The sequence below is a fragment of the Nonomuraea roseola genome, from assembly GCF_039535395.1.
Classification (GTDB): Bacteria; Actinomycetota; Actinomycetes; order Streptosporangiales; family Streptosporangiaceae; genus Nonomuraea; species Nonomuraea roseola.
This window is the reverse complement of record NZ_BAAAXC010000015.1, coordinates 4,045,170-4,065,358: the sequence shown is the minus strand read 5'-3', so window position 1 is coordinate 4,065,358 and position 20,189 is coordinate 4,045,170. Positions and strand designations below refer to the sequence as shown.

General features: G+C 72.1%; 14 protein-coding genes. 5 read left to right on the top strand and 9 right to left on the bottom strand.

Features of this window, described 5'->3' with window-relative positions:
• Positions 1 to 25 precede the first annotated feature (25 nt).
• Positions 26 to 1,549 carry an IucA/IucC family protein gene (locus ABFX55_RS42705; protein ID WP_346129248.1) on the top strand — a complete coding sequence of 508 codons (1,524 nt, stop codon included), beginning with the start codon at positions 26 to 28 and terminating at the stop codon, positions 1,547 to 1,549.
• The gene (locus ABFX55_RS42700) at positions 1,546 to 2,601 is read left to right on the top strand and encodes an alanine racemase (protein WP_346129247.1); all 1,056 of its coding nucleotides are present in this window, start codon (positions 1,546 to 1,548) and stop codon (positions 2,599 to 2,601) included. Before ABFX55_RS42705 ends, ABFX55_RS42700 begins: the two co-directional genes overlap by 4 nt.
• On the opposite strand, the gene ABFX55_RS42695 is transcribed toward ABFX55_RS42700, so the two are convergent.
• The 4 genes from ABFX55_RS42695 to ABFX55_RS42680 form a co-directional block, all read right to left on the bottom strand.
• Entirely contained in the window at positions 2,564 to 5,839 is a 3,276-nt protein-coding gene (locus tag ABFX55_RS42695) for an ATP-dependent helicase (protein WP_346129245.1), read from the bottom strand. The genes ABFX55_RS42700 and ABFX55_RS42695 overlap by 38 nt on opposite strands.
• The gene (locus ABFX55_RS42690) at positions 5,833 to 9,492 is read right to left on the bottom strand and encodes an ATP-dependent helicase (RefSeq protein ID WP_346129244.1); all 3,660 of its coding nucleotides are present in this window, start codon (positions 9,490 to 9,492) and stop codon (positions 5,833 to 5,835) included. Before ABFX55_RS42690 ends, ABFX55_RS42695 begins: the two co-directional genes overlap by 7 nt.
• Before the next feature lie 409 nt (positions 9,493 to 9,901).
• The gene (locus ABFX55_RS42685; protein ID WP_346129242.1) at positions 9,902 to 11,512 is read right to left on the bottom strand and encodes a DUF885 domain-containing protein; all 1,611 of its coding nucleotides are present in this window, start codon (positions 11,510 to 11,512) and stop codon (positions 9,902 to 9,904) included.
• A 65-nt stretch (positions 11,513 to 11,577) separates the two neighbouring features.
• Entirely contained in the window at positions 11,578 to 11,736 is a 159-nt protein-coding gene (locus ABFX55_RS42680; protein WP_346129240.1) for a hypothetical protein, read from the bottom strand.
• Positions 11,737 to 11,961: 225 nt separating this feature from the next.
• Here ABFX55_RS42680 and ABFX55_RS42675 point away from each other — a divergent pair, with 225 nt between their 5' ends.
• The 3 genes from ABFX55_RS42675 to ABFX55_RS42665 all read left to right on the top strand — a co-directional run bounded on the left by ABFX55_RS42675 (position 11,962) and on the right by ABFX55_RS42665 (position 14,269).
• Entirely contained in the window at positions 11,962 to 12,906 is a 945-nt protein-coding gene (locus ABFX55_RS42675; RefSeq protein ID WP_346129239.1) for a GNAT family N-acetyltransferase, read from the top strand.
• A gap of 263 nt (positions 12,907 to 13,169) precedes the next feature.
• Entirely contained in the window at positions 13,170 to 13,649 is a 480-nt protein-coding gene (locus ABFX55_RS42670; protein WP_346129237.1) for a hypothetical protein, read from the top strand.
• A gap of 83 nt (positions 13,650 to 13,732) precedes the next feature.
• Positions 13,733 to 14,269 (top strand): GNAT family N-acetyltransferase, encoded by a 537-nt coding sequence (locus ABFX55_RS42665; protein WP_346129235.1) that lies wholly within the window; start codon positions 13,733 to 13,735, stop codon positions 14,267 to 14,269.
• A gap of 126 nt (positions 14,270 to 14,395) precedes the next feature.
• On the opposite strand, the gene ABFX55_RS42660 is transcribed toward ABFX55_RS42665, so the two are convergent.
• The 5 genes from ABFX55_RS42660 to ABFX55_RS42640 all read right to left on the bottom strand — a co-directional run bounded on the left by ABFX55_RS42660 (position 14,396) and on the right by ABFX55_RS42640 (position 20,105).
• Positions 14,396 to 17,248 carry a CDP-glycerol glycerophosphotransferase family protein gene (locus tag ABFX55_RS42660; RefSeq protein ID WP_346129234.1) on the bottom strand — a complete coding sequence of 951 codons (2,853 nt, stop codon included), beginning with the start codon at positions 17,246 to 17,248 and terminating at the stop codon, positions 14,396 to 14,398.
• A 93-nt stretch (positions 17,249 to 17,341) separates the two neighbouring features.
• The gene (locus tag ABFX55_RS42655) at positions 17,342 to 17,662 is read right to left on the bottom strand and encodes an MGMT family protein (RefSeq protein WP_183655684.1); all 321 of its coding nucleotides are present in this window, start codon (positions 17,660 to 17,662) and stop codon (positions 17,342 to 17,344) included.
• On the bottom strand, positions 17,656 to 17,991 hold the full coding sequence (locus tag ABFX55_RS42650; RefSeq protein ID WP_346129232.1) for a hypothetical protein: 336 nt from the start codon (positions 17,989 to 17,991) through the stop codon (positions 17,656 to 17,658). Before ABFX55_RS42650 ends, ABFX55_RS42655 begins: the two co-directional genes overlap by 7 nt.
• A 36-nt stretch (positions 17,992 to 18,027) precedes the next feature.
• Complete coding sequence (locus ABFX55_RS42645; protein ID WP_346129231.1) at positions 18,028 to 19,194, bottom strand: S8 family serine peptidase; 1,167 nt, start codon at positions 19,192 to 19,194, stop codon at positions 18,028 to 18,030.
• Positions 19,188 to 20,105 carry a hypothetical protein gene (locus tag ABFX55_RS42640; RefSeq protein WP_346129229.1) on the bottom strand — a complete coding sequence of 306 codons (918 nt, stop codon included), beginning with the start codon at positions 20,103 to 20,105 and terminating at the stop codon, positions 19,188 to 19,190. The genes ABFX55_RS42645 and ABFX55_RS42640 overlap by 7 nt, the downstream gene beginning before the upstream one ends.
• Positions 20,106 to 20,189 lie beyond the last annotated feature (84 nt).

Sequence of the window (20,189 nt, the reverse complement as noted above, 5' to 3'; positions counted from 1 at the left end):
ATTAGTCCCTGCTGAGGAGCGCTTGATGCGAAGCCTTGTCCTCGATCCGCCCGCCGCGATCGCCGAGGAGGCCACCCTTTCCGCCCTGCTGCGCTGCTGCGTGCGGGAGGTGGCGGGGCCTCGGGGGCACGTGTGGCCCGCCTCGCCGTACCTGCTGCTGACGGTGGCGGACACGCTCATCAGGGCGCGCACGGGCGGCGGTGCGGCGCTGAGGTTCGAGGGGCAGGTCGAGCGCCTGGAGTTCGGCGCGTGGGTGCCGCTGACCGCCGACGAGCTGGTACGGCTGGCAGAGGCCGAGCTCGACGGGGACAACCCGGAGTTCGCCGGTCAGGTGGCGGCCAGCAGGCAGGCGCTGGCGGCCATCCTGCGGGCGCGGGCCTCGGCCACGCCGCCCAACGACCCGTGGCTGGCCTCGGAGCAGGCGCTCGTCCTCGGCCATCCCTTCCACCCCTCGCCCAAGGCGCGCGGCGGCGAGCAGTGGCTGCGTTACGCGCCCGAGGCGCACGCCACCTTCCCCCTGCGGCTGCTCGGCGTGCGGCGGGACGTGCTGGCTCAGGAGGGGGACGCCTCGGCGCTCGACCTGGCGGGCGTCGCGCCGCAGGGGTACGCGCTGCTGCCCGCCCACCCGTGGCAGCTCGACCTGCTGCGCCCCCACCTCGACGACCGGCTGATCGACCTGGGTGAGGGGCCCGTCGTCTGGCCGACCTCGTCGGTCAGGACGGTCTACGACCCCTCGAGCGGCAGCTGCCTGAAGTTCAGCCTGGACGTGCGCATCACCAACTGCGTCCGCAAGAACGCGTGGTACGAGCTGGCAGGCGCGGTCGCGCTGACCGAGCGGCTGGCGCCGGTCTTCGAGGCGGTCTCGGCGAGGTTCCCCGGCACCCGGTGGCTGCCCGAGCCCGGCTACCGCTCGGCGGCGCTCGACACCAGGCTCCTCGAGGGGCTGGGCGTCATCGTGCGGGCGAGCCCGTGGTCGGTGTGCTCGCCTGGTCTCACGCCCGTGCTGGCGGGGGCGCTGGCCTGCGCGGCCACCCCCGCCGACCCCGTCTCGTGGTGGGCCGCGTACGTGCGGGCCGTCGCGCTGCCGGTGCTCGACGCCTACCTCACCCACGGCGTCGTCCTGGAACCCCACCTGCAGAACGTGCTCATCTGCCTCGACTCGGCCGGGCGGCCCGTCGAGGCGATCTTCCGCGACCTCGAGGGCACCAAGCTGGTCGGCCACGACCTGTCGGAGCTGCACCCCAGGGTCGCCGAGGCGCTCACCTACGACGCCTCGCGCGGCTGGGCCAGGGTGGTCTACTGCCTGATGGTCAACCACCTCACCGAGATCGCCGCCACGCTCGCGCTGTCGGACGCCGCGCTGCGCGAGCTCTGGACGGTGGCCAGGGAGATCTTCGAGGAGTACGGCGCGGCGACCGGCCGGCCGCTGCCGCTGTCGGACCTGCTGGCGGGAGCTCCGCTGCCGGCCAAGGCCAACCTGAGCGTCCGATGGGCCCGCGGCGCCGACAGGAGCGCGGGCTACGTGCCGATCGCCAACCCGTTCGCATGATCGCCGAGATCGCCCCCCGCCTGGAGGCTCCCGCCTTCGTCTACGACCTGGCGGCGCTGGACGCGCACGCCGCCGCCGTACGCGCGGCGCTGCCTGGCGTCGAGCTCTACTACGCGGTGAAGGCCAACCCCGACCCCGAGCTCCTGCGGGTGCTCGCGGCCCACGTGGACGGCTTCGAGGTGTCGTCGGCGGGCGAGCACGCGCACGTCCGCGCGGTCCTGCCGGGGGCGCGACTGGCCGTGGGAGGGCCGGGCAAGACGGACGCCGAGCTGTGCCTGCCCGCGCACCGTCTGCACGTCGAGTCCCCCCACGAACTGCGGCGCCTGCTCGCTCTGCGGTCGCGGGCCGACGTGCTCCTGCGGCTGAACCTCCCGCTGGAGACCGCGGGCGCCGCCCTGACCATGAGCGGCCCCTTCGGCATGGACGCCCATGGCCTGGCCGAGTGCCTGCCACTGTTCACCGAGCGGGTACGGCTGCGCGGCGTGCACGCCCACCTGGCCAGCGGACTGGAGGCGCCCGCGCTGCTCGACCTCGCCTCCGTGCTCCTCGCCCAGCACGACGAGGAGGTCAACGTCGGCGGCGGCATGGCCGTCTCCTACGCCTCTCCTGAGCGCCGCTTCGACTGGAGCGCCTACGGCAGGGGGCTGACCGCGCTACGCCGTCCTGGCCAGGTGGTCCGCATCGAGCCGGGCCGCGCGCTGACCGTCTACTGCGGCTTCTACGTGACCAGGGTGATCGACGTACGGCGGGTGCACGGCGCGGCCTTCGCGATCGTCCACGGCGGCACCCACCACCTGCGCACGCCCGCCACCAAGGGTCACTCGCAACCGTTCACCGTGCTGCCGACGGGGTCGGGCCCCGGCGTCGAGGACACCCCCGTGACGATCGTGGGCCAGCTCTGCACGCCCAAGGACGTGCTGGCCGGCGAGGTCAGGACCTCGATCAGGGTGGGCGACACCATCGTGTTCGCCATGGCGGGCGCCTACGCGTGGAACATCTCCCACCACGACTTCCTCATGCACCCGAAGCCCGGTTTCCACTACCTGACCTAGGAATCGACTCGATCAACGCGACCAGCCCCTCCTCGTCGAGCAGGTCGACGGGCCTGACGGTCTGGTTGAACCGCACGTAGTGGAAGGCGGCGCCGACCCGCTCCAGCGGCACCCCCGCCAGGTGCGACCAGGCCAGCCGGTAGGCGGCCAGCTGGACGGCCGCGCCTCTGGCGGCCTTGCCGGTGGGCGGACGCCCCGTCTTCCAGTCGACCACCTCGTAGGAGCCGTCCTCACGCTCGAAGACGGCGTCCATCCTGCCCCGCACGAGCCGGTCGGCGATCATCGTCTCGAACGGGACCTCGAGGTCGAGCGGCTCGCGCCCCGACCACTCGCTCTCGTCGAAGCGCTCCTGGAGCTCGGCGAGGCGGGCGTCGAGCTCCTCGGGCTCGTCGAAGGCGCCTGGCAGCTCGAAGTCGTCGATGAGCCGCTGCTGGCCCCACCGCGACTCCAGCCACTTGTGGAAGGAGGTGCCGCGCCGGGCGAGCGGCGCGGGCTGGGTGGGGACGGGCCTGCGGATCCTGCGGGCCAGCGCGCCCGGGTCGGTCGCCAGCGTGACCAGGGACGAGACGGTCAGCTTGGTGGGCAGCTCGACCGTGGTCCTCGACCTGCCGCGGCCGGTGGCGCGCTCGCGCAGCAGCAGGTCGGTGTCGCGCTCCCATGCGCGCAGCCGCTCCTCGTCGCTCTCGCTGAGCGGCTCGTCCTCTCCCGCGCTCTCCGCCCCCGTCAGGGCCGCCTCCACCAGGCGGGCGCCGTCCTCGATCCCCTGCTGGCGGACGCCTCCAGGGGTGAGGGGCCACCGCGCCTCGGCCGGCTCGGCGAGCAGCGGGTTGGTGGCGCCCTCGTCAGGTTCGGCGGCCCACACCGCGGCCGTGCCGCACGTGTCGCGGATCTCCAGCAGGAAGTCGGAGGGGTCGAGCGGCTTGGAGGCGGTGCCCCAGCGGTAGCCGGAGGCGATGAGGTGGTAGTGGGCGCGGGTGACGGCGACGTAGGCCAGGCGGCGCTCCTCCGTCAGGTCGCGCTCGCGGCAGCGCTCGTCGAAGTCGGCCAGCTCGTCCTTGGTGAGCCCGGTCAGGCGGGGCAGGTCGGCGGCGTCGCCGCGCAGCGCGTAGGGCAGCTTGCGCGGGTTGTCGGTCCATCGGCTGTTGGTCACGGGCGTGGCGGGGAAGATGCTGCCCTTGGTGATGCCGTTCCTGCTCAGCAGCTGCGACAGCCCCGGCACGACGACGATCGGCCACTCCAGGCCCTTGGAGGCGTGCACGGTCATCAGTTTCACGCTGTTGCTCTCGCCGACCCTGCCCGCCTCGAGGCCGAACTCCTCGCTCTCGGCCGCCTCCAGGTAGGCCAGGAAGGCGCCGAGCGTCGGGTCCTCCGAGTCGCCGGCGAAGCGGGAGGCGGCGTCGAGGAAGGCGTCGAGGTCGGCGCGGGCCGCCACCGCGCCCGCCGTACCCGATCTGGCCGCCACCTCGATGTCGAGGCCCATACGACGCTCGGCCTCGCTGATCAGGTCGGGCAGCGGCTGGTGCGTGTGGGCGCGCAGGTGGCGCAGCTCCTGGGCGAGCGCGACCATCCTGGTCCTGGCCAGCGGGGAGAAGGCGTCGAGCCACTCCTCCCTGTCCGGCAGCTCGTCCAGGGCGTCCACGAGGCTGCCGCGCTCCTCCGCCAGGTCGGAGACGGCCTGGTCCAGCGGGTCGGAGGAACGCTCCGCGCCCTCGCGCAGCTCGCGGTTGAGCTCCCTGGCGAACTCCCCCAGCTGCCGCAGGTCGGCGGGGCCGATCCGCCAGCGCGGCCCGGCCAGCAGCCTGGCGAGGGCGTCGCCCGCGCCGGCGTCGTAGAGCACCCTGAGCGTGGCCACGAGGTCGCTGACCTCCGGCACGGTCAGCAGGCCGCCCAGACCCACCACCTCGACCGGGATGTCGCGCTCTTCGAGCGCTCTGCGCAGCGCGGGGAACTGCGACCGCTTGCGCGCGAGCACCGCGACATCCTGCGGCTGGACGGCGAGCGTCTTCTTGCGCTCACCTTCGCCCCACGGCATGCCGTCAGGAGCCAGCTCTTGTCCGAGGGCCCGCTTGACCTGGTCGGCGACCCACCTGGCCTCGTCCTCGGCGGTCTCGTGGAAGGCGCAGGTGATGCGGCCCCTGTCGACGCGGTTGGCCCCAGGCACGAGGACGGGCACCTCGCGGGCCTCCATGCGCAGCGGGAGCTGGATGCGCGCGGCCACATCGAGGACGCGGTCGCCGTTGCGGAAGCTGACGCTGAGCTGCCTGACGGGGGCCTGGTCGCCCTTCGCGGTGCGGAAGTCGGTGACGAAGCGCCGCAGGTTGCCCGAGGAGGCGCCGCGCCAGCCGTAGATCGACTGGCAGGGGTCGCCGACGGCGGTGACGGGGTGGCCGTTGCCGTACAGGCTGCGCAGCAGCACCAACTGGGCGTGGCTGGTGTCCTGGTACTCGTCGAGCAGCACCACCGAGAAACGGGAGCGCTCGACGCGGCCCACGTCAGGGTGGTTGGCCGCGATGCGGGCGGCCAGCGACATCTGGTCGCCGTAGTCGATGACCTCGCGGGCGCGCTTGAGCCGCTCATAGGCCTCCACCAGCGGAAGCAGCTGCTCGCGGGCGTCCTGGACGGCCAGCGGCTTGCGCTGCCGCACCGTGGCCGCCTCGGCCGCCTTGCCGCGCAGCCACTCGCCCAGCCTCCTGACGTCCTGCGCCGAGCGCAGGTGCTCCGACAGCTCGCCCGCCAGCTCGAGGACGGCGGCCGTGACCGAGGGAGGGCCCAGCTCGATCCTGTCCATCGGCCCGTCGTACATCGCCACCACCCTGCTCGCCAGCTGCCAGGCCACGGCAGGGGTGACCAGGCGCATGGTCGGCTCGAGCGCCTCGCGGACGGCGTGGTCGGTGACCAGGCGGGCGGCGTAGGCGTGGTAGGTGGAGACCGTCGGCTCGTTGTCGAGGAGCTGAGAGGGGACCAGCCCCGCCTCCGCCAGGCCGTTCAGCCGCTCTCTCACTCGGTGGGACAGCTCGGCGGCGGCCTTGCGGGTGAAGGTGAGGCCGAGGATGCGTTCGGGCTTGGCCAGGCCGTTGGCCACCAGCCACACGACCCTGCCCGCCATCGTCTCGCTCTTGCCCGAGCCCGCGCCCGCCATGACGACCATGGGCTCCAGCGGGGCCTCGATGACCACGGCCTGCTCGGGGGTGGGCGGCCTGATGCCGAGCTTGCCGGCCAGCTCGACGGGGGTCAGCACACCTGACCCCCGTTGTCGTTGACAGGGCAGCTCGCCCTGGCCGCGCAGGTGCGGCAGCCGTCGTTGACCTTCGCCTGGAAGAACGGCCCCGACATGCCGACGGCGACGGTGTCGACCATGTCCCTGGCCCAGTTGTCGGCCTGGTCGAGCGGCGGCTGGGCCTGCTCCTTGGCGTCCTTGCCCGCCGCCTTGCCGACCTGGACCAGCGCGGCGCCTCCCGGCTCGCTGAGGCCGTGCCGCTTGAAGGCGTCGAGCAGCACGGCGAGCTGGTAGACGCCCAGCTGCGGATGGCGGTCGAGCTCGTCGGGCCTGGGCTTGGAGGTGCCGGTCTTGAGGTCGATGATGAACGCCCTGCCGTCCTCGTCGCGTTCCACCCTGTCGACGCGGCCCTTGATCTGCACCCCCTCCGAGACCGTCGCGACGAACGACTCCTCGGTGGCGACCAGGGTGCGGCCGTTGTCCTCCTGCCACCTCATGAACCTGGCGATCATCTGCTCGGCGACCCTGCGCTGCTTGCGGTTGAACCACACGCCGCCGAAGTCGAGCTCGGTCCAGATGTCGTCGAGGCGCTTGCCGAGCAGCTCCTCGCTGGCCAGGTCCTCGGTGGCCAGGACGGCGAGGGCGTGGACGACCGTGCCGAGCCCCTGCGCCGAGCTCGTGCCCGCCGCGCCGACCGCGGTCTCCAGCAGCCAGCGCAGGCCGCACTTGGTGAAGCTCTCCACCGACGAGGGCGAGATGCGGACGATGCCGTCGGGCCAGCTCAGCGGACGGTCGTCGGACAGCTCCGTGAGGGCGTACCACTCGCTCGGGTGCGCGCCCCTCACGCCCTGCCGCGCCAGGCGGGCCAGGTGCTCGGCCGCCTTCTTCCGCATGGTCTCGGGCTGCGAGGCGTCGGTGACCACGCTGCGCAGATCGGCGACCAGCGCCGACAGGTTCAGCCACCTGGCGTGGTCGTCGACCGTCGCCTCCTCCACCGCGCCCGGCATCAGCTCCGAGAGGAACCGCGAAGGACGCTCGTCGGCGTCCTCCCCTCCCACGGCGGTGACGACCAGCCGCTTCCTCGCCCTGGTGGCGGCCACGTAGAACAGGCGGCGCTCCTCGGCCAGCTGCTTGGCGGCCAGCGCGGCGGCGGTCGCGTCGGTGAAGTCGAGCGGCGCGCCCTCGGCCAGCTCGACCAGCTCGTCGATGCCCAGCAGGGAGCCCTTCAGCCTGATGTCAGGCCACACGCCTTCCTGCACCCCTGCGACGATCACCAGATCCCACTCCAGGCCCTTGGCGCGGTGGGCGGTGAGCACCCGCACGGCGTCGCCGTCGGGGGCCCGCTCGGCCAGCGTGTCGCCGGGGATCTCCTGCGAGGACAGATCCTCCAGGAACACCTCGGGACCCGCCTTCGGCATCCTGTCCACGAACCTGGCCGCGTAGTCGAACAGCGCCACGACCGCGTCGAGATCCCTGTCGGCCTGCGCTCCCCTGGCGCCGCCCGCGAGGCTGAGGTCGGTCCAGCGCTCGGCCAGGCCGCTGGCCTGCCACACCGCCCAGATGACGTCCTCGGCGGTGCCACCGGCCCGGACGGCTTCGCGGGCGGTGGCGATGAGCTTGGCCACGCGTTCGGCAGGGACGGCGATGTGCGGCTCGATCCTGACCAGTTCCCTGGCGTCCCTGAGCGCGGCGATCAGCAACTCTCCCGAGGAACGCGGCAACTCCGCCCGATACCCGTGACCGCCCTCCTCCTCGTGCCGAACCGCCTCACCGTTCGTCTCGCCGCCAGGGGAGATCGCCTCACCCGCGGAGGCCGTCGCCACGCCGCCCGCGGAGGGTGTCGTCTCGTCCCGTGCCTCTCCGAAGGGGGACGCCTCGGTTCTGGACGTCTCGTCGGTTCTGGAAGTCTCCTCGCCCGCGAGATCCGCAAGAGTGTCCGCGCCCTCAGGACCCGAGGGAGCCTTCTCGCTACCCGAGACAGTCTCCTCGCCCTGCAGTTCCGAGAGACTCTCCGCGCCCTCAGGACCCGAGAGAATCTCCTCGCCCTGCAGTTCCGAGAGACTCCCATCGCCCTCGACATCCGCTGGGTGGGGGCCGGGGTTCTGGGTGGCCTCGTTTTCCGCGATCTTGAGGGCGCGCCTGAGACGGCGGACCCCGAGCATGTCGGTGCCGCCGAACGGGCCGGTCAGCAGTTCCTCCGCCACCGCCTCGTCGAGCGCCGCCGGGGTCAGGGCGACGCGCAGGGTGGTGAGCAGGGGACGGACGCCGGGCTCCTGCGCCAGCGGCACCTCGTCACCGGCCACCATCGTCGGGACGCCCGCGCTCACCAGAGCCCGCCGCAGCAGCGGTACCTGCCGCTCGGCCGACCGCACCAGGACCGCCATCCGGTGCCACGGCAGGCCCTCGATGAGGTGCGCCCTCCGCAGGGTGTCGGCCACCACGGCCGCCTCCTGGCTGACGCTGTCGGCCAGCAGGACCCGCACCTCTCCCTGGTCGATGCCGGGAGCGGGCACGAGGTCCCTGTGCCCGCGCGCCTTCAGCCTGTCGGGACGCTCCCACGTCCGCTGAGCCGCCGGAGTCCCCGAAGCAGAGGACCCGGGAGAGGCCGCCGGAGTGTCCGAAGGGGATGACCCGGGGGAGGCGGTCGGGGGGTTCGGGGGTGGGGTGGGTCCGGTGGGGACGGTCCAGGGGTCTGGAGAGGCCGCGGGTGGCTGGGGGGCGGGGGCGGCGGGGAGGCGGGCGGCCACGCGGCGGGAGGCCGCGAGGAGGTCCTCGCCGCTGCGGCGGGAGACGCGCAGCGCCACGACGGGCGCCGGACGGCCCGCGCGGTCGCGGAAGCGCTCCGGGAAGCGGAGGATGCCGTGGACGTCGGCCCCGCGGAAGCCGTAGATCGACTGGTCGGGGTCGCCGACCGCGATGAGGTCGCGGCCGTCGCCCGCCAGATGCCTGAGCAGGTGCTCCTGGGCCGGGTCGGTGTCCTGGTACTCGTCGACGAACACCACGTCGTACGCCGAGCGCTCGCGGTGCCGTACCGAGGGGTCGGCCAGCAGGGCGGCGGCCGCCCTGATCAGCTCGGCGTAGTCGAGCGACAGCTCGGGGTCGAGGTCGAAGCGTTCCTGGTAGCGCTGGGAGAAGCGTCCGGCGGCGACCCAGTCGGCCCTGCCGTACTGCCTGCCGAGCTCGACCAGCCGCTCGGCCTCCAGCCCTCGCTCGCCCGCGCGGGCCAGGAAGTCGCGCAGCTCCTCGGCGAAGCCGCGCGTCTTGAGCGCCTCGCGCAGCGACTCGGGCCAGAACGGGGCGCCCTCCTCCAGCTCGCCGTGCAGGAGGCGGCGGATCTCGAGGAGCTGCTCGGGTCCGGTGAGCAGGCGCGGCGGCTGCCTGCCCTCCATGACGGCCTCGCGGCGCAGCAGCGCGTAGGCGTAGCTGTGGAAGGTGAGCGCGAGCGGCGTGCGGGTGGTGCGGCGCATCCTGGCCGTCACCCGCTGGCGGAGGTCTTCGGCGGCCTTGCGGCTGAAGGTGAGGATGAGGACCCGCTCGGGGTCGACGCCGCGCCGCTCGATGCGATCGACGACGGCCTCGACGATCGTGGTGGTCTTACCGGCGCCGGGGCCGGCGAGGACGAGGAGCGGACCGCCCTGGTGTTCGAGCACGGCACGCTGGTCACGGTCGAGCACAGGGGCCGCAGCGGCTCCCCCGCCCCCACGTCGCACCAACCGCCAGGTCTGACCACTCACAGCTCTAGATTCCACCAGACCACAGGGGTAGATCGTGCCGAGTTGACCGGTCTCCTCACGCGATCCGCCCACGGTACCGGCGGAAATCTCCCGATCCGTCCCGCGACACGCGGGGCATTTCATGCACATCCGTTACGGCAAGCGCTGGTCACGGCCACCGTGGTCACCGGTGGCCGTCCGTCCATCACGCGTGCTCCCGCAGGACTTCGGCCGCCGCCGTCACGTCGCCCGCTTCACGTGACGGCGGGACGGCGTGACTGCGGGAACCGGAGTCCTGCTGGAGTGGCGTGCTCGGACGGGGCTCAGCCGGTGACCACGGTGGGGCTGAGTCCGCCTTGCCGTAGCGGATCTAGAGGGAGGAGAGCGCCGAGCGGAGGCCGGACAGGCCGATCGGGCCGAGGTCGAGCGCGGCGGTGTGCCACTGCTTGAGGTCGAAGCCGGGCTTGCTCGCGGCCTCGGCGCGGGCCTCCAGCCATGCGCGCTCGCCGAGCTTGTAGGAGATCGCCTGCGCCGGCCAGCCGAAGTACCTGACGATCTCGGGGTGCACGGTGTGCTCCACCGCGCGCCCGCGCTCCCTCAGCACCTCGCACGCCTTCTCGAAGTTCCAGCGGGAGCCGTCGGGCAGCGGCAGGTCCAGGTGGACACCGATGTCGATCACCACGCGGGCGGCGCGCAGCGCGGAGTCGGTCAGCATGCCGAGACGGGTGCCAGGCTCGGTGTGCCAGCCCAGCTCGTCGGCCAGCCGCTCGGCGTACAGCGCCCAGCCCTCGCCGTGCCCGCTCACCCAGGAGAACTTCGCGTACCTCGACAGGCTGTCGCCCGCCACGGTGACCGCGCCGAGCTGCAGGTGGTGGCCGGGCACGCCCTCGTGGAAGACGGTGGACAGCTCGCTCCACGTGGCGAACTTCTCCCTGCCGCCGACGGGCCACCAGGTGCGTCCAGGACGCGACAGGTCCTCGCTCGGCGCGGTGTAGTAGGCCGCGCCGGACGTCGAGCCCGGCGCCAGCGTCACGTCGATCGTGCGCAGCGGCTCGGCGATGTCGAAGTGGGTGCCGTGCAGCGCGGCGATGGCCCCGTCGTGCTTGTCCTTGAGCCAGGCGAGGAAGGCGTCGGCGCCGACCACGTACTGGGTCGCGTTGAGGTGGGCGATCACCTCGTCGACGCTCGCGCCGGGCAGGATCGCGTGAGCCTCCTGCCGCATCTCCTCCTCGATCCGCGCCAGCTCGGCCCAGCCCCACTCGTAGGCGTCGACCAGGTCGAGGTCCGCGCCGAGGTTCCGCCTGGCGGCCACCGCGTAGCGCTCGGCGCCCACGCCATCGCGCTCGGCGGCCCTGGGCGCGTACTCCTCACGTAGGTAGCGAGCCGCGTCCGCGTAGCCCTGGTGGGCGAGGGCGGCGGCCTTGGCGAGCTCGCCTGCGAGGGGCCCGTCACCGTAGGAGGCGACGAGGGCGTCGTGGGTGCCGGCGTACTTGTCCGCCGCGCCCGCGCCCTCCACCGCCTGCCGCCGGGCGGCCAGAAGGCCACGCCTGATGCCCTCGTCCAGCGAGCTCCGCCAGCTCGCCAGCATCCCGGGCACCGCGGCGAGGTGCGCGGCCACCTTGCGCCAGTGCTCTTCTCCGTCGGTGGGCAGCAGGTCGATGCTGTCCCTGACCGTGGACAGCAGCCCGAACGGGCTGCTCAGGTCGGCGTACTGCTCGCCCGTCTCGTACCAGGCGGCGTCGGCCTCGAGGCGCTCGCGCAGGTGGCTCGCGGCCCTGCGGTCGTTGTCGTTCTCGGGCTCAAGGGTGTCGAGTGCGGCGAGCGTGGACTTCAGCAGTTCGTGCCTGGCCGCGTGGCCGTCGGGGCTGTAGTCGGTGGAAACACCGAAGTCTCCCGAGATGCCCATGTAGACGGCGTCCACGGGGTCGAGCTCGGCGGACCTGGTGATGTGCTCATCGCACAGCCGGAAAATCGGTGTCATTCCGGCAAAGGTACAGAGCGACCTCTTCCAGGTCATTTCCATTACGACGTCGCGGGCCTCGAGCCTTACCTGACCACGAACCCCCGCCAGACGACGCGCCGCCTGTTCTGCACGGGCCACTCACCGGTCCTGACGCCTGAGTGCACCAGCGCCACCAGCGCGATCCCCATCCCACCGACCACCAGCACGCCCATGACCAGCATGAGGATGTGTCCCAGATCCATGACGAGTCCCTTTAGTTGAATATTTAACTAGATGCCCACAACCATCCCGTCTCGCCCGGCATTCCCTGGCGGGCGTCCCTTGCCCCGCCTCGCACCGCCCGATACCGTACGTCCGTTGATCACGCACGAAGGAGGTGAGGAGCCGCATGTTCCCCGTTACGCTTTCGCGCTCCCACAGGACCCAGGTGTCCGCCTGACGGGAGCGCTCCTTCCACAGGAGATCCCTTGACCGAACTGGTCTTCCGCGCACTCGCCGACGAGAGCGAGTTCGCCCTTTTCGACAGCATCACCACCCTGCCCACGTCCGGTGTCGGACAGCGTATGCGCCCCTTCCGGGAACTGGCCGCCGAAGGCGAGTACCGGCCGGAGTGGGTCTGGATCGCCCAGCGAGACGAGCGGGTCGTCGCCAGGGCCGCCTTCAGCGCCCCACACCGCGCGGAGCACCCGTGGGGCCTCGACTACTTCGACTTCGACACCGTCGAGAACGGCGCCGCCCTGCTCAAGGCCGCCTACGCCGCACTCGTCACTCCCGACTACCACTCACCGATCGGCCCGCGGCCGGAGTACAACCTCCTGCTGCCCCCGGACTGGCGCGAGCGTCCCGACGCCTTCGCCGAGGCCGACGCCCGTATCCAGGCCGCGGAGAAGGCGGGACTGACCTTCCACGTCGAGCGGCTCAACCTGCGCTGGATCCCCGAGTACGGCCTGCCGCCCCGCTCGACCAGGCTCGCCTTCACCCCTGTCACGGACGAACAGGTCCTGCTGGATCTGATGGTCCACATCGTCACCGGCAGCCTGGACGCGGGGGACCAGGCGGACCTGCGCAGCATGTCGCCCAAGGAGGTCGCGGCTCACCTCATGGCCATGGTCGGCGACATGCCCGGCGGACGCGACAGGTGGCGGCTGGCCTACAACGCGGCGGGCGAGCTGGTCGGCATGGTGATGCCCACCCGCAACGACCGTTCCGCGACGACCGGCTACATCGGCGTCGACCACCGGCACAGGGGCCACGGATACGCGTACGACCTGCTGGCGGAGGCGGTGCACATCTTCGCGGCGGAGGGCGAGCCCCTGATCATCGACAACACCGACGTCGGCAACCATCCGATGGCGGCGACGTTCGAACGGATCGGCTACCGGGTCACGGGCCGGCGCATTCTGATGGCGTGAGGCTGATCAGGTCCGCGTGATCGCACGTTCCACCGCCCTTCGGGGTGCGCTCGCGTGGAACGGCGCCGCCACACGCCGTCTGGTCGGTGCGACGGCCTGTCGAGGCGGCCGAGCTCTGGCCGTCTCGACAGGGACGGCTCCTGTCGCCATGCTTCGGCGATCGCCGACACGTCCGGCATCTAGGTTGAGCCGCGGGTCGGCCAGGTGGACCGTGAGGCCCGGACGCGACCTTCCCGCAGAGCGCACCGAGATGGAGACGGACAATGACCGACGAGATTCCGATCACCGACGACCGCTCCCCCGCGCTGGTCGTGACGGCGATGGTCGATCACGTCCTGGGCCTGGCGGCCACATGGACGGCGTGGGACGGTCGGCCGTTCCAGACCGATCAGCGGATCTACACCCCGCACAAGGCGATCCGCAGGGTGGCCGACCACCTCGTCGACCACCTCGCCGAGCTGGAGGCACGGCTGGCGGGACACGAGACCGTCCCTGATCGTTGGCACGCGTCGGCGATCACCACCCCTGCGGATCTGGCGCCCTTCACCGAGCAGGACCTGGAGGAGGCGTCGAGCAGGCTCCTCCGTCTCGCCCGGATCTGGTCCGCCCGGCTGAACGCTCTCACCTCCGACGAACTGGACCGCTCATCCGGCGAGGGCTGGACCTTCCGGCAGATCGCGTTCCATCTGGCCGGATCGGTCTACTACGCCGATGCTGTCGGAGATCTGTCGACGGGTCACTGACCCACGACCTCGTCCTTCCTGGCAGGCAGGTGGCGGCATCTGCTGCCGTGCCAGTACTGGGCTTGGATCGGTAGTGTCGCGGTATGCCCGAACTGGTCGCGCCCACCGCCCGCCTGCACGCCGCCTGGCTCGAGGCGCGTGACGACTGGGGCCCCGGCGTCCACGAGGACGGTTTCGGGCTGCTGCCGTCCGACGAGGTCGACTCGCCGGACGGGTTCGCGGCCTGGGTGGCGCGGCTGGCTGACGAGTCGGATCCGGCGAAGGCGGTGGGGGCAGGCCAGGTGCGGTGCACGTACCGGTGGATCGTCGAGGGCGACCTGGTGCTCGGCGGGATCGCGCTGCGCCACGGGTTCAACGACTTCGTGCTGCGGGCGGGCCACATCGGCTACGGCGTCCGGCCGTCCGCGCGCCGGCGCGGGCTGGCCACCTGGGCGCTGGGCCGGATGCTCGACGAGGCGTGGGCGCTCGGCCTGGACCGGGTGCTGATTGTCTGCGAGGTCGACAACGTGGCCTCGGCGAAGACGATCGAGCGCCACGGCGGCACCCTCGAGGACACCCGGGACACCGGGAACGGCGACGTGCGGCGTTACTGGATCAAGATCGGTGAGCCGGGCGCGTGATTGCTCGGCGGGCAGCAGGTGCGTTAAGCCCGCTCGCCGGCGGGGAGACCGCCTCCCACCCCGAGTCCTCCATACGACAGCGGGGTGGGGTTGCGCGGTCAGGCCCGTCAGGCCCTTGGGCGAGCCCTACGAGAAGATGTGGTCGACGACCCTGGCCGTCGCCTTGCCGTCGTCGCGAGGCGCGTACGTGGCTCTGAACGCCTCGTAGCGGTCCGCGTGCGCGGCCGCCACCGTGTCGATCGACCGCAGGGCCTCCACGACCTCCGCCGACTTCGACAGCAGCGGCCCGGGAGCCTGCGAGGCCAGGTCCAGGTACAGCCCCCGCCTCGACGAGTACTTCTCCAGGTCGTAGGTGAAGAAGACGATCGGCCGTCCCGTCGCCATGAAGTCGAACATCGACGACGAGTAGTCCGTGACCAGCACGTCCGCCACCAGCAGGAGGTCGGACATGTCGGGATAGGTGGTGACGTCGTGCGCCACCTCCCCCGGCACGAGCGGCATCGCCTGCATCGGGTGCGCCCGCACCAGCAGTTCGTGGTCGGCGCCGAGCTCGGCCCTGGCCAGCGACAGGTCCAGCTTGATCGTGCTGTTCTTCCTGTCGTAGTCGCGCCACGTCGGCGCGTAGAGCACGACCTTCTTGCCCTCGATCAGCCCCAGCCGCCGCCGTACGGCAGCCGCCAGTTCCTCCCTGTCGGGTGAGCTGAGCACGTCGTTGCGCGGCAGCCCGCTCTCCAGCACCTCGCCCTTGTACCCGAACGCCTCGCGCAGCACGGGGGTCGCCCACGGGGACTGGGACAGCAGCACGTCCCAGCCCCGCACCTCCGCCGCCTGCCGGTACCAGACAGGCGGGCGGGGGTCTCGGGACATGTGCGGCAGGTCGTTGCCGATGCGCTTGGCGGGCGTGCCGTGCCAGGCCTGGACGACGACCTGGTCCTCGCGCGCCCTGAACCAGGCGGGCAGGAAGGAGTTGGTCACGATGTGCCGGGAACGTGCCAGCGCCGCGTGGTGCTCGCGGCTGCCCGCGCGGACCACGGTGGCGGGCCCCGGCGGCACGAACGCGCCGTCCTTGACGATCCAGATGTGCTCGCGGTCGTCTCCGCGCCGCAGCCGCTCCTCGTAGATCGCGCGGACGCTGTCGGCGTAGTGGCGGCCGTCGTTGACCACATAGACGGTCGAGTCGTTCAGCGGCTCGCCGCGCTGGGCCGGGTAGAAGACGCGGCGCAGCACGTGGGTGCCCGCGACGCCCTTCTCGTCGGCGGGACGCGACTCCTCCGCCATGAGGACGGGCACGTCGAAGCGGGTGGACACGAACCGGTAGCCACGTCCCGCGAAGGAGTGGCGGGTCTCGTCGAGCGCGGGCAGCGCCGCGTGCGAGACGCGCACGGGCACGATCTCGCCCGTGGGGTGACGCACCGACAGGTTCCAGGTGCCCGACGGCATGGGGACGAGCTCCCCGAACCGCTCCATCTCGGACGGCTTCAGCCGTACGGTGAAGGCGTCGCCGGAGCGTGCCATGTCCGCGTGGTACATCAGCCCCGAGCGGTGCCTGAGCGACATCCGTCGCGCGCCCTCGGCGTCGGGGTACTCGCCGCGCAGTTCGAGCACGGGTCCGTCCCACGAGACGGAGGTGATCACCGGCCTGATCCTGTGCGCGGAGACGACGACGCGGTCACGCCTGTCGCCGAGCACCGTGATCTCGCGGTCGCCGACCTGCGCCCTGGTCTCCTCCAGCGCGTCGCCGAGCATGACGGAGGCCGCGGGGTCGCCCTTGGGCTCGACCCACAGCCGCCGCCCGTCCTTCTCCTGAAGCAGAGCGGGTACGGCCAGCGTCACGAGCACGTTGGTGCCGCCCTCGACGGGCTGGAAGTCGGCGTGCATGCGGTGGCCGCCGAGCCTGGCATGGCCCTTGGTGCAGGTGCGGCCGGGCAGGAAGACGGTCAGCTCGAGCCGCTCGCCGTCGAGCTTCACCCCTGTCAGCTCGGCCCTGTTCGGCTGGAGCACGACCTGGAGCGCCCGGTCGGAGGTCCAGACGGGACGCACCCACCAGCGCGGCTTGACCCGCAGCCCCGCGGGCCGCTCGGTCCTGCCGAGGGAGGCCCCGCGCAGCAGGCCGGTGGCCCTGGCACCGCGGGACCAGAAGACGATCTCCGCGCGCCAGGTGGTGGTGTCCTGGACGGCGGGCCTGTGGCGCATCTTGCGCCGCACCGCCGAGACCGCGGCGCGCAGCGACGAGCGCCAGCGCAGCGGCCACGGGCTCAGGGTGGCGGTGAAGCCCGACCAGTCGTAGTTGCAGCCCGGCTCACGCGCGGCGTGGGTGGCCTCGGGCGCGAGCGTGCGGCGGGTGCGCATCCGCACCGGCGGCAGCCAGCGGGGGCCGCGCAGCACGACGGTCGCCCTGTTGAAGCGGCGGCTGCGCACCGACAGGCCCGCCAGGTAGGCGTAGCCGTCGACCCGGAGCCTGCCGTTCTCCCAGACGATGTCGTCGATCTGCGTGACGGGCACCAGGTCGGAGCGGCGCAGCCGGTAGAGGTCGTGCGGAAGTTCGTCGGCGAAGGGCAGGTCGGCATACCAGCGCAGGCCCTTGCGGATGCGCTTGGACGGCTCGGCCGCGGCCGCGATGACCTTGGTGAGCGCGTCGCCGTCGATCAACTCGTCGTCGGAGCGGTGCTCGACCAGGTGGTAGGCGAGCCTGCGCGCGACGGGCAGGTCACGCTTGACGCCCTGGTCGACCTCTGCCAGGTAGGGCCTGAACAGGGTGACCAGTTCGCGCCTGCGGGCGGCGCCGCGCTTGGCGGCCTGGTCGAAACGCTGGCCGAGCGAGCCGCTCAGCACTTCGGCGTCGAACGCGCGCCGCTCGTCGGGGGGCAGCCCCGCTGACCGGACGGTCCGCATGATCACATCCAGCGGCTCCCCCCGGTCACAGAGGTCCTGGACAACCCTCAGGCGCTCGGCGACGACGTCGCCGGTCGGGGTGGCCATGAAGGGGCACCGCCTTTCGGACCCGGGAACAGGTGGGCACGGTCCTTCGCTATGGTAATGCGCGTCACATGCCACAAATCCGCAAAAAGCGTGTCATGCCAGGTCAGTTGGTTCCTGAAAGTCCCCTGAAGGCAACCATCGGGCGCGCCGCATGTCGACTTTCTCGCCACGCAGCGGTGTGTCCTCCTCACGCCAGTGCGCCAGCGCCCTGTCGAGAAGCCCCGCCGCCGCCGTTCCGTCGGCGTGCACGACGCGCCACCACGGCACGCCTCCGCCCCAGGTGGACATGACCGTGCCCACCTGCCTGGGCCCGCCCTCCCCGAGGTATTCGGCGATGTCGCCGTAGGCCATGACCTGGCCGGGCGGGATCCGCTCGACGACGTCGAGCACCCGCTCGCCGTAGGGGCTCACCATGCGGCGGGGCCCTCCCCGAGGATCTGGTCGATCTTGCCGATCGGGTCCCCGTCGACCTCGATGACGCCGTCGCGCAGGTAGTAGTGCTCGCCGTCCTCGCCGAGCAGACGGCCGCCGAGCACCGCGGCGAGCCGGACGAGCTGGGCCACGTCCCAGTCGGATGAGGGGCGGCCGACCACGCGCTCGCGCCACTGCGCGACGGGACGGGGCTCGTCGCCGACGAGGATCTCTCCCTGGCCGCGCAGCGAGAACCCGGCGGGCGCCATCGCTTTCGCGAGCTCGGCGAAGGCGAGCGGAGACTCACGCTCCACGTGCAGCTCGTAACTCATGAGGCGGGACCATAGCCGAAAAAGCCACGATCGTGATCAGTTTCGGCGGGTTCGCTGGCTCAGCAGCGTGACGGCGCCGCCGAACGCTACCAACGCCAGCAGCACGCCACCGCCGAACAGCCACATCCGCCACGGGCTCGGCCCAGGGGGCGAGGGCAGCGGCGCCTTCTCCCCCTCGCCGAAGTGCTGGCCGTCGGGGACGGCGACGCCGCGCTGCTGACCGACCAGCTCGCCCGCCCTGGCGAGAGCGGCGGCCGCGTCCACCACTCCGAACCCGACCTTCTCGTCGTAGCCGGTGGAGGGACGGGCGCGGGCGCTGCCCGAGATGGCCTGGGCCACCTGCTCGGGAGGCAGGTTCGGATGGCGCGACTTGATCAGGGCGGCGACCCCTGAGACCAGCGCGGCCGCGGCGCTGGTGCCCTTGCTGGTGCCGAGCTCGCCGTCCGCGTTCACGACGGGCACGTCGACGCCGGGCGCGGCGATCATGACAGAGAGGTTGTCGCTGCTGAAGGCGGCCCGCTTGCCCTGCCTGTCGATCGCCGACACACCGATCACGCCCGGGTAGCCGGCGGGGAAGCTCCAGTAGGAGGTGCCGTTGGAGGTGGCGTAGCGCCCCTGGCCGTCGTTGCCGACGGCGGCGACGAGCACCACACCCCTGCCGAGGGCGTAGGTGACGGCCTCGCGTTCGGATTTGCGCACGCCGTACGTGCCGATCGACATGCTGATGACCTTGGCGCCGCGGTCGGTGGCGTAGCGGATCGCCCTGGCCAGCGGGCTCTCCCTCATCGACTCCGCGTCCTGCTCAGGCGGGACGGCGCCGCCGCCGAGCGGCTCGTCCACAGTGATCGGCACCGACAGGATGCGGGAGCGCGGGGCGACGCCGACGAAGCCGCCCTTCTCCCCCGAGGCGGCGATGAGCCCGGCCATCGCGGTGCCGTGGTCGCCGGGGGCGACGCTCTCCCTGTCGATGCTCGAGGTGGTCATGTCAGGGGCGACCGTCACCTTGCCCTTGAGCCCAGGGGCCTGCGGCGCCACGGCGCTGTCGACCACCGCGACCGTGACGCCCTCGCCCTTGCTGACCGTCCAGGCCTGCTCGGCGTTTATCGCGGTCAGCACCCACTCCTGCTGCTCGCGGTCGGGCGGCGCGGCTGTGCCGTACAGCAGCACGGCGGCCGCCAGCATCGACCTGACGGCGGTCAGCACGCGTTCCCCTGGGTGCAACGCGGCGCCTTGGGCGGCTCCGCGAGGAAGAAGGCGATCTGGCCGCCGACGGACCTGGCGGCCGGCCACAGCTCGCTGTGCAGGATCTCCTCGGCCGGCACGGCGGCGCGGGTGCGGCCGTCGGTGTAGCCCGCGGCGGAGAAGACGATGTAGGGCCCCGCGCCCACCCAGCCGTTGCGCTGGCGCTGGTCGAGGCCGAAGCGCTCGGTCACGGTGCCGGGGAAGGCGACGGGCAGCACCCCCACCCTGTCGTCGACCGACAGGGCCTCGGTGGCCGCCACCCTGGACTCCTCGTCCTTGAGCACCGCCACACCCACGGTGAACATGAACATCGCGCTCTGGTCGATGTAGGTGGCGCGCAGCATCGTCAGGCAGCCGTGCTCCTCGAGGACCTGCCCCACCGCGTTGTCGACCGCCGCCGCGCACGTGCTCTCAGGGGCGATGCCGACCCTCCTGGCGTACTGCTGGGCCTCGTCGAGCCCCTGGTAGGCGACCTCCTCGGGGAAGACTCCCGTGGTCGGCCACGCCTGCCACCGCCTGGCGATCTCCTCCTGCTTGTAGCGGGTCTGCTCGGCGACCGTGAGGGGCCTGGACCTGGTCTCGGCGATGAGACCGACCGTGCCGAGGAGCACCACGACCGCGGACAGCGTCACGATCGCGCCGAGAATGGTGAGGAAGACGGTGCGAAACCGGACGCCCTGCTCGAGTGCCGCCCGCTCGGCGCGCTCCCTTGCCGCCTGGAGGTTCGTGCGTCCCGAGGCCGCCGGCCAGGAGCGCACGCGGGAGCGCCGGGTCACAGGGGCGCCGAGCGGGGATCCGCCCTTCGCCACCTGCCCGGTTCGGGGCAGCCCGGACACCGGCCGCCTGCGAGCCCGCCCTGACGTGTCCCCCACCGCTCCTCACTCACTCGGTCGGCGACGCGTTCCGGGACACTGATGTCCCGTTTCGCGCGTTTCTCCTACGTAATTCGTCCCCCT

Coding starts and splice junctions, on each gene's coding strand:
- ABFX55_RS42655 (WP_183655684.1), bottom strand. CDS start 17,662: ATGGTGAGCCCCTACGGCGAGCGGGTGCTCGACGTCGTCGAGCGGATC.
- ABFX55_RS42700 (WP_346129247.1), top strand. CDS start 1,546: ATGATCGCCGAGATCGCCCCCCGCCTGGAGGCTCCCGCCTTCGTCTAC.
- ABFX55_RS42665 (WP_346129235.1), top strand. CDS start 13,733: ATGCCCGAACTGGTCGCGCCCACCGCCCGCCTGCACGCCGCCTGGCTC.
- ABFX55_RS42660 (WP_346129234.1), bottom strand. CDS start 17,248: ATGGCCACCCCGACCGGCGACGTCGTCGCCGAGCGCCTGAGGGTTGTC.
- ABFX55_RS42685 (WP_346129242.1), bottom strand. CDS start 11,512: ATGACACCGATTTTCCGGCTGTGCGATGAGCACATCACCAGGTCCGCC.
- ABFX55_RS42680 (WP_346129240.1), bottom strand. CDS start 11,736: ATGGATCTGGGACACATCCTCATGCTGGTCATGGGCGTGCTGGTGGTC.
- ABFX55_RS42670 (WP_346129237.1), top strand. CDS start 13,170: ATGACCGACGAGATTCCGATCACCGACGACCGCTCCCCCGCGCTGGTC.
- ABFX55_RS42705 (WP_346129248.1), top strand. CDS start 26: ATGCGAAGCCTTGTCCTCGATCCGCCCGCCGCGATCGCCGAGGAGGCC.
- ABFX55_RS42650 (WP_346129232.1), bottom strand. CDS start 17,991: ATGAGTTACGAGCTGCACGTGGAGCGTGAGTCTCCGCTCGCCTTCGCC.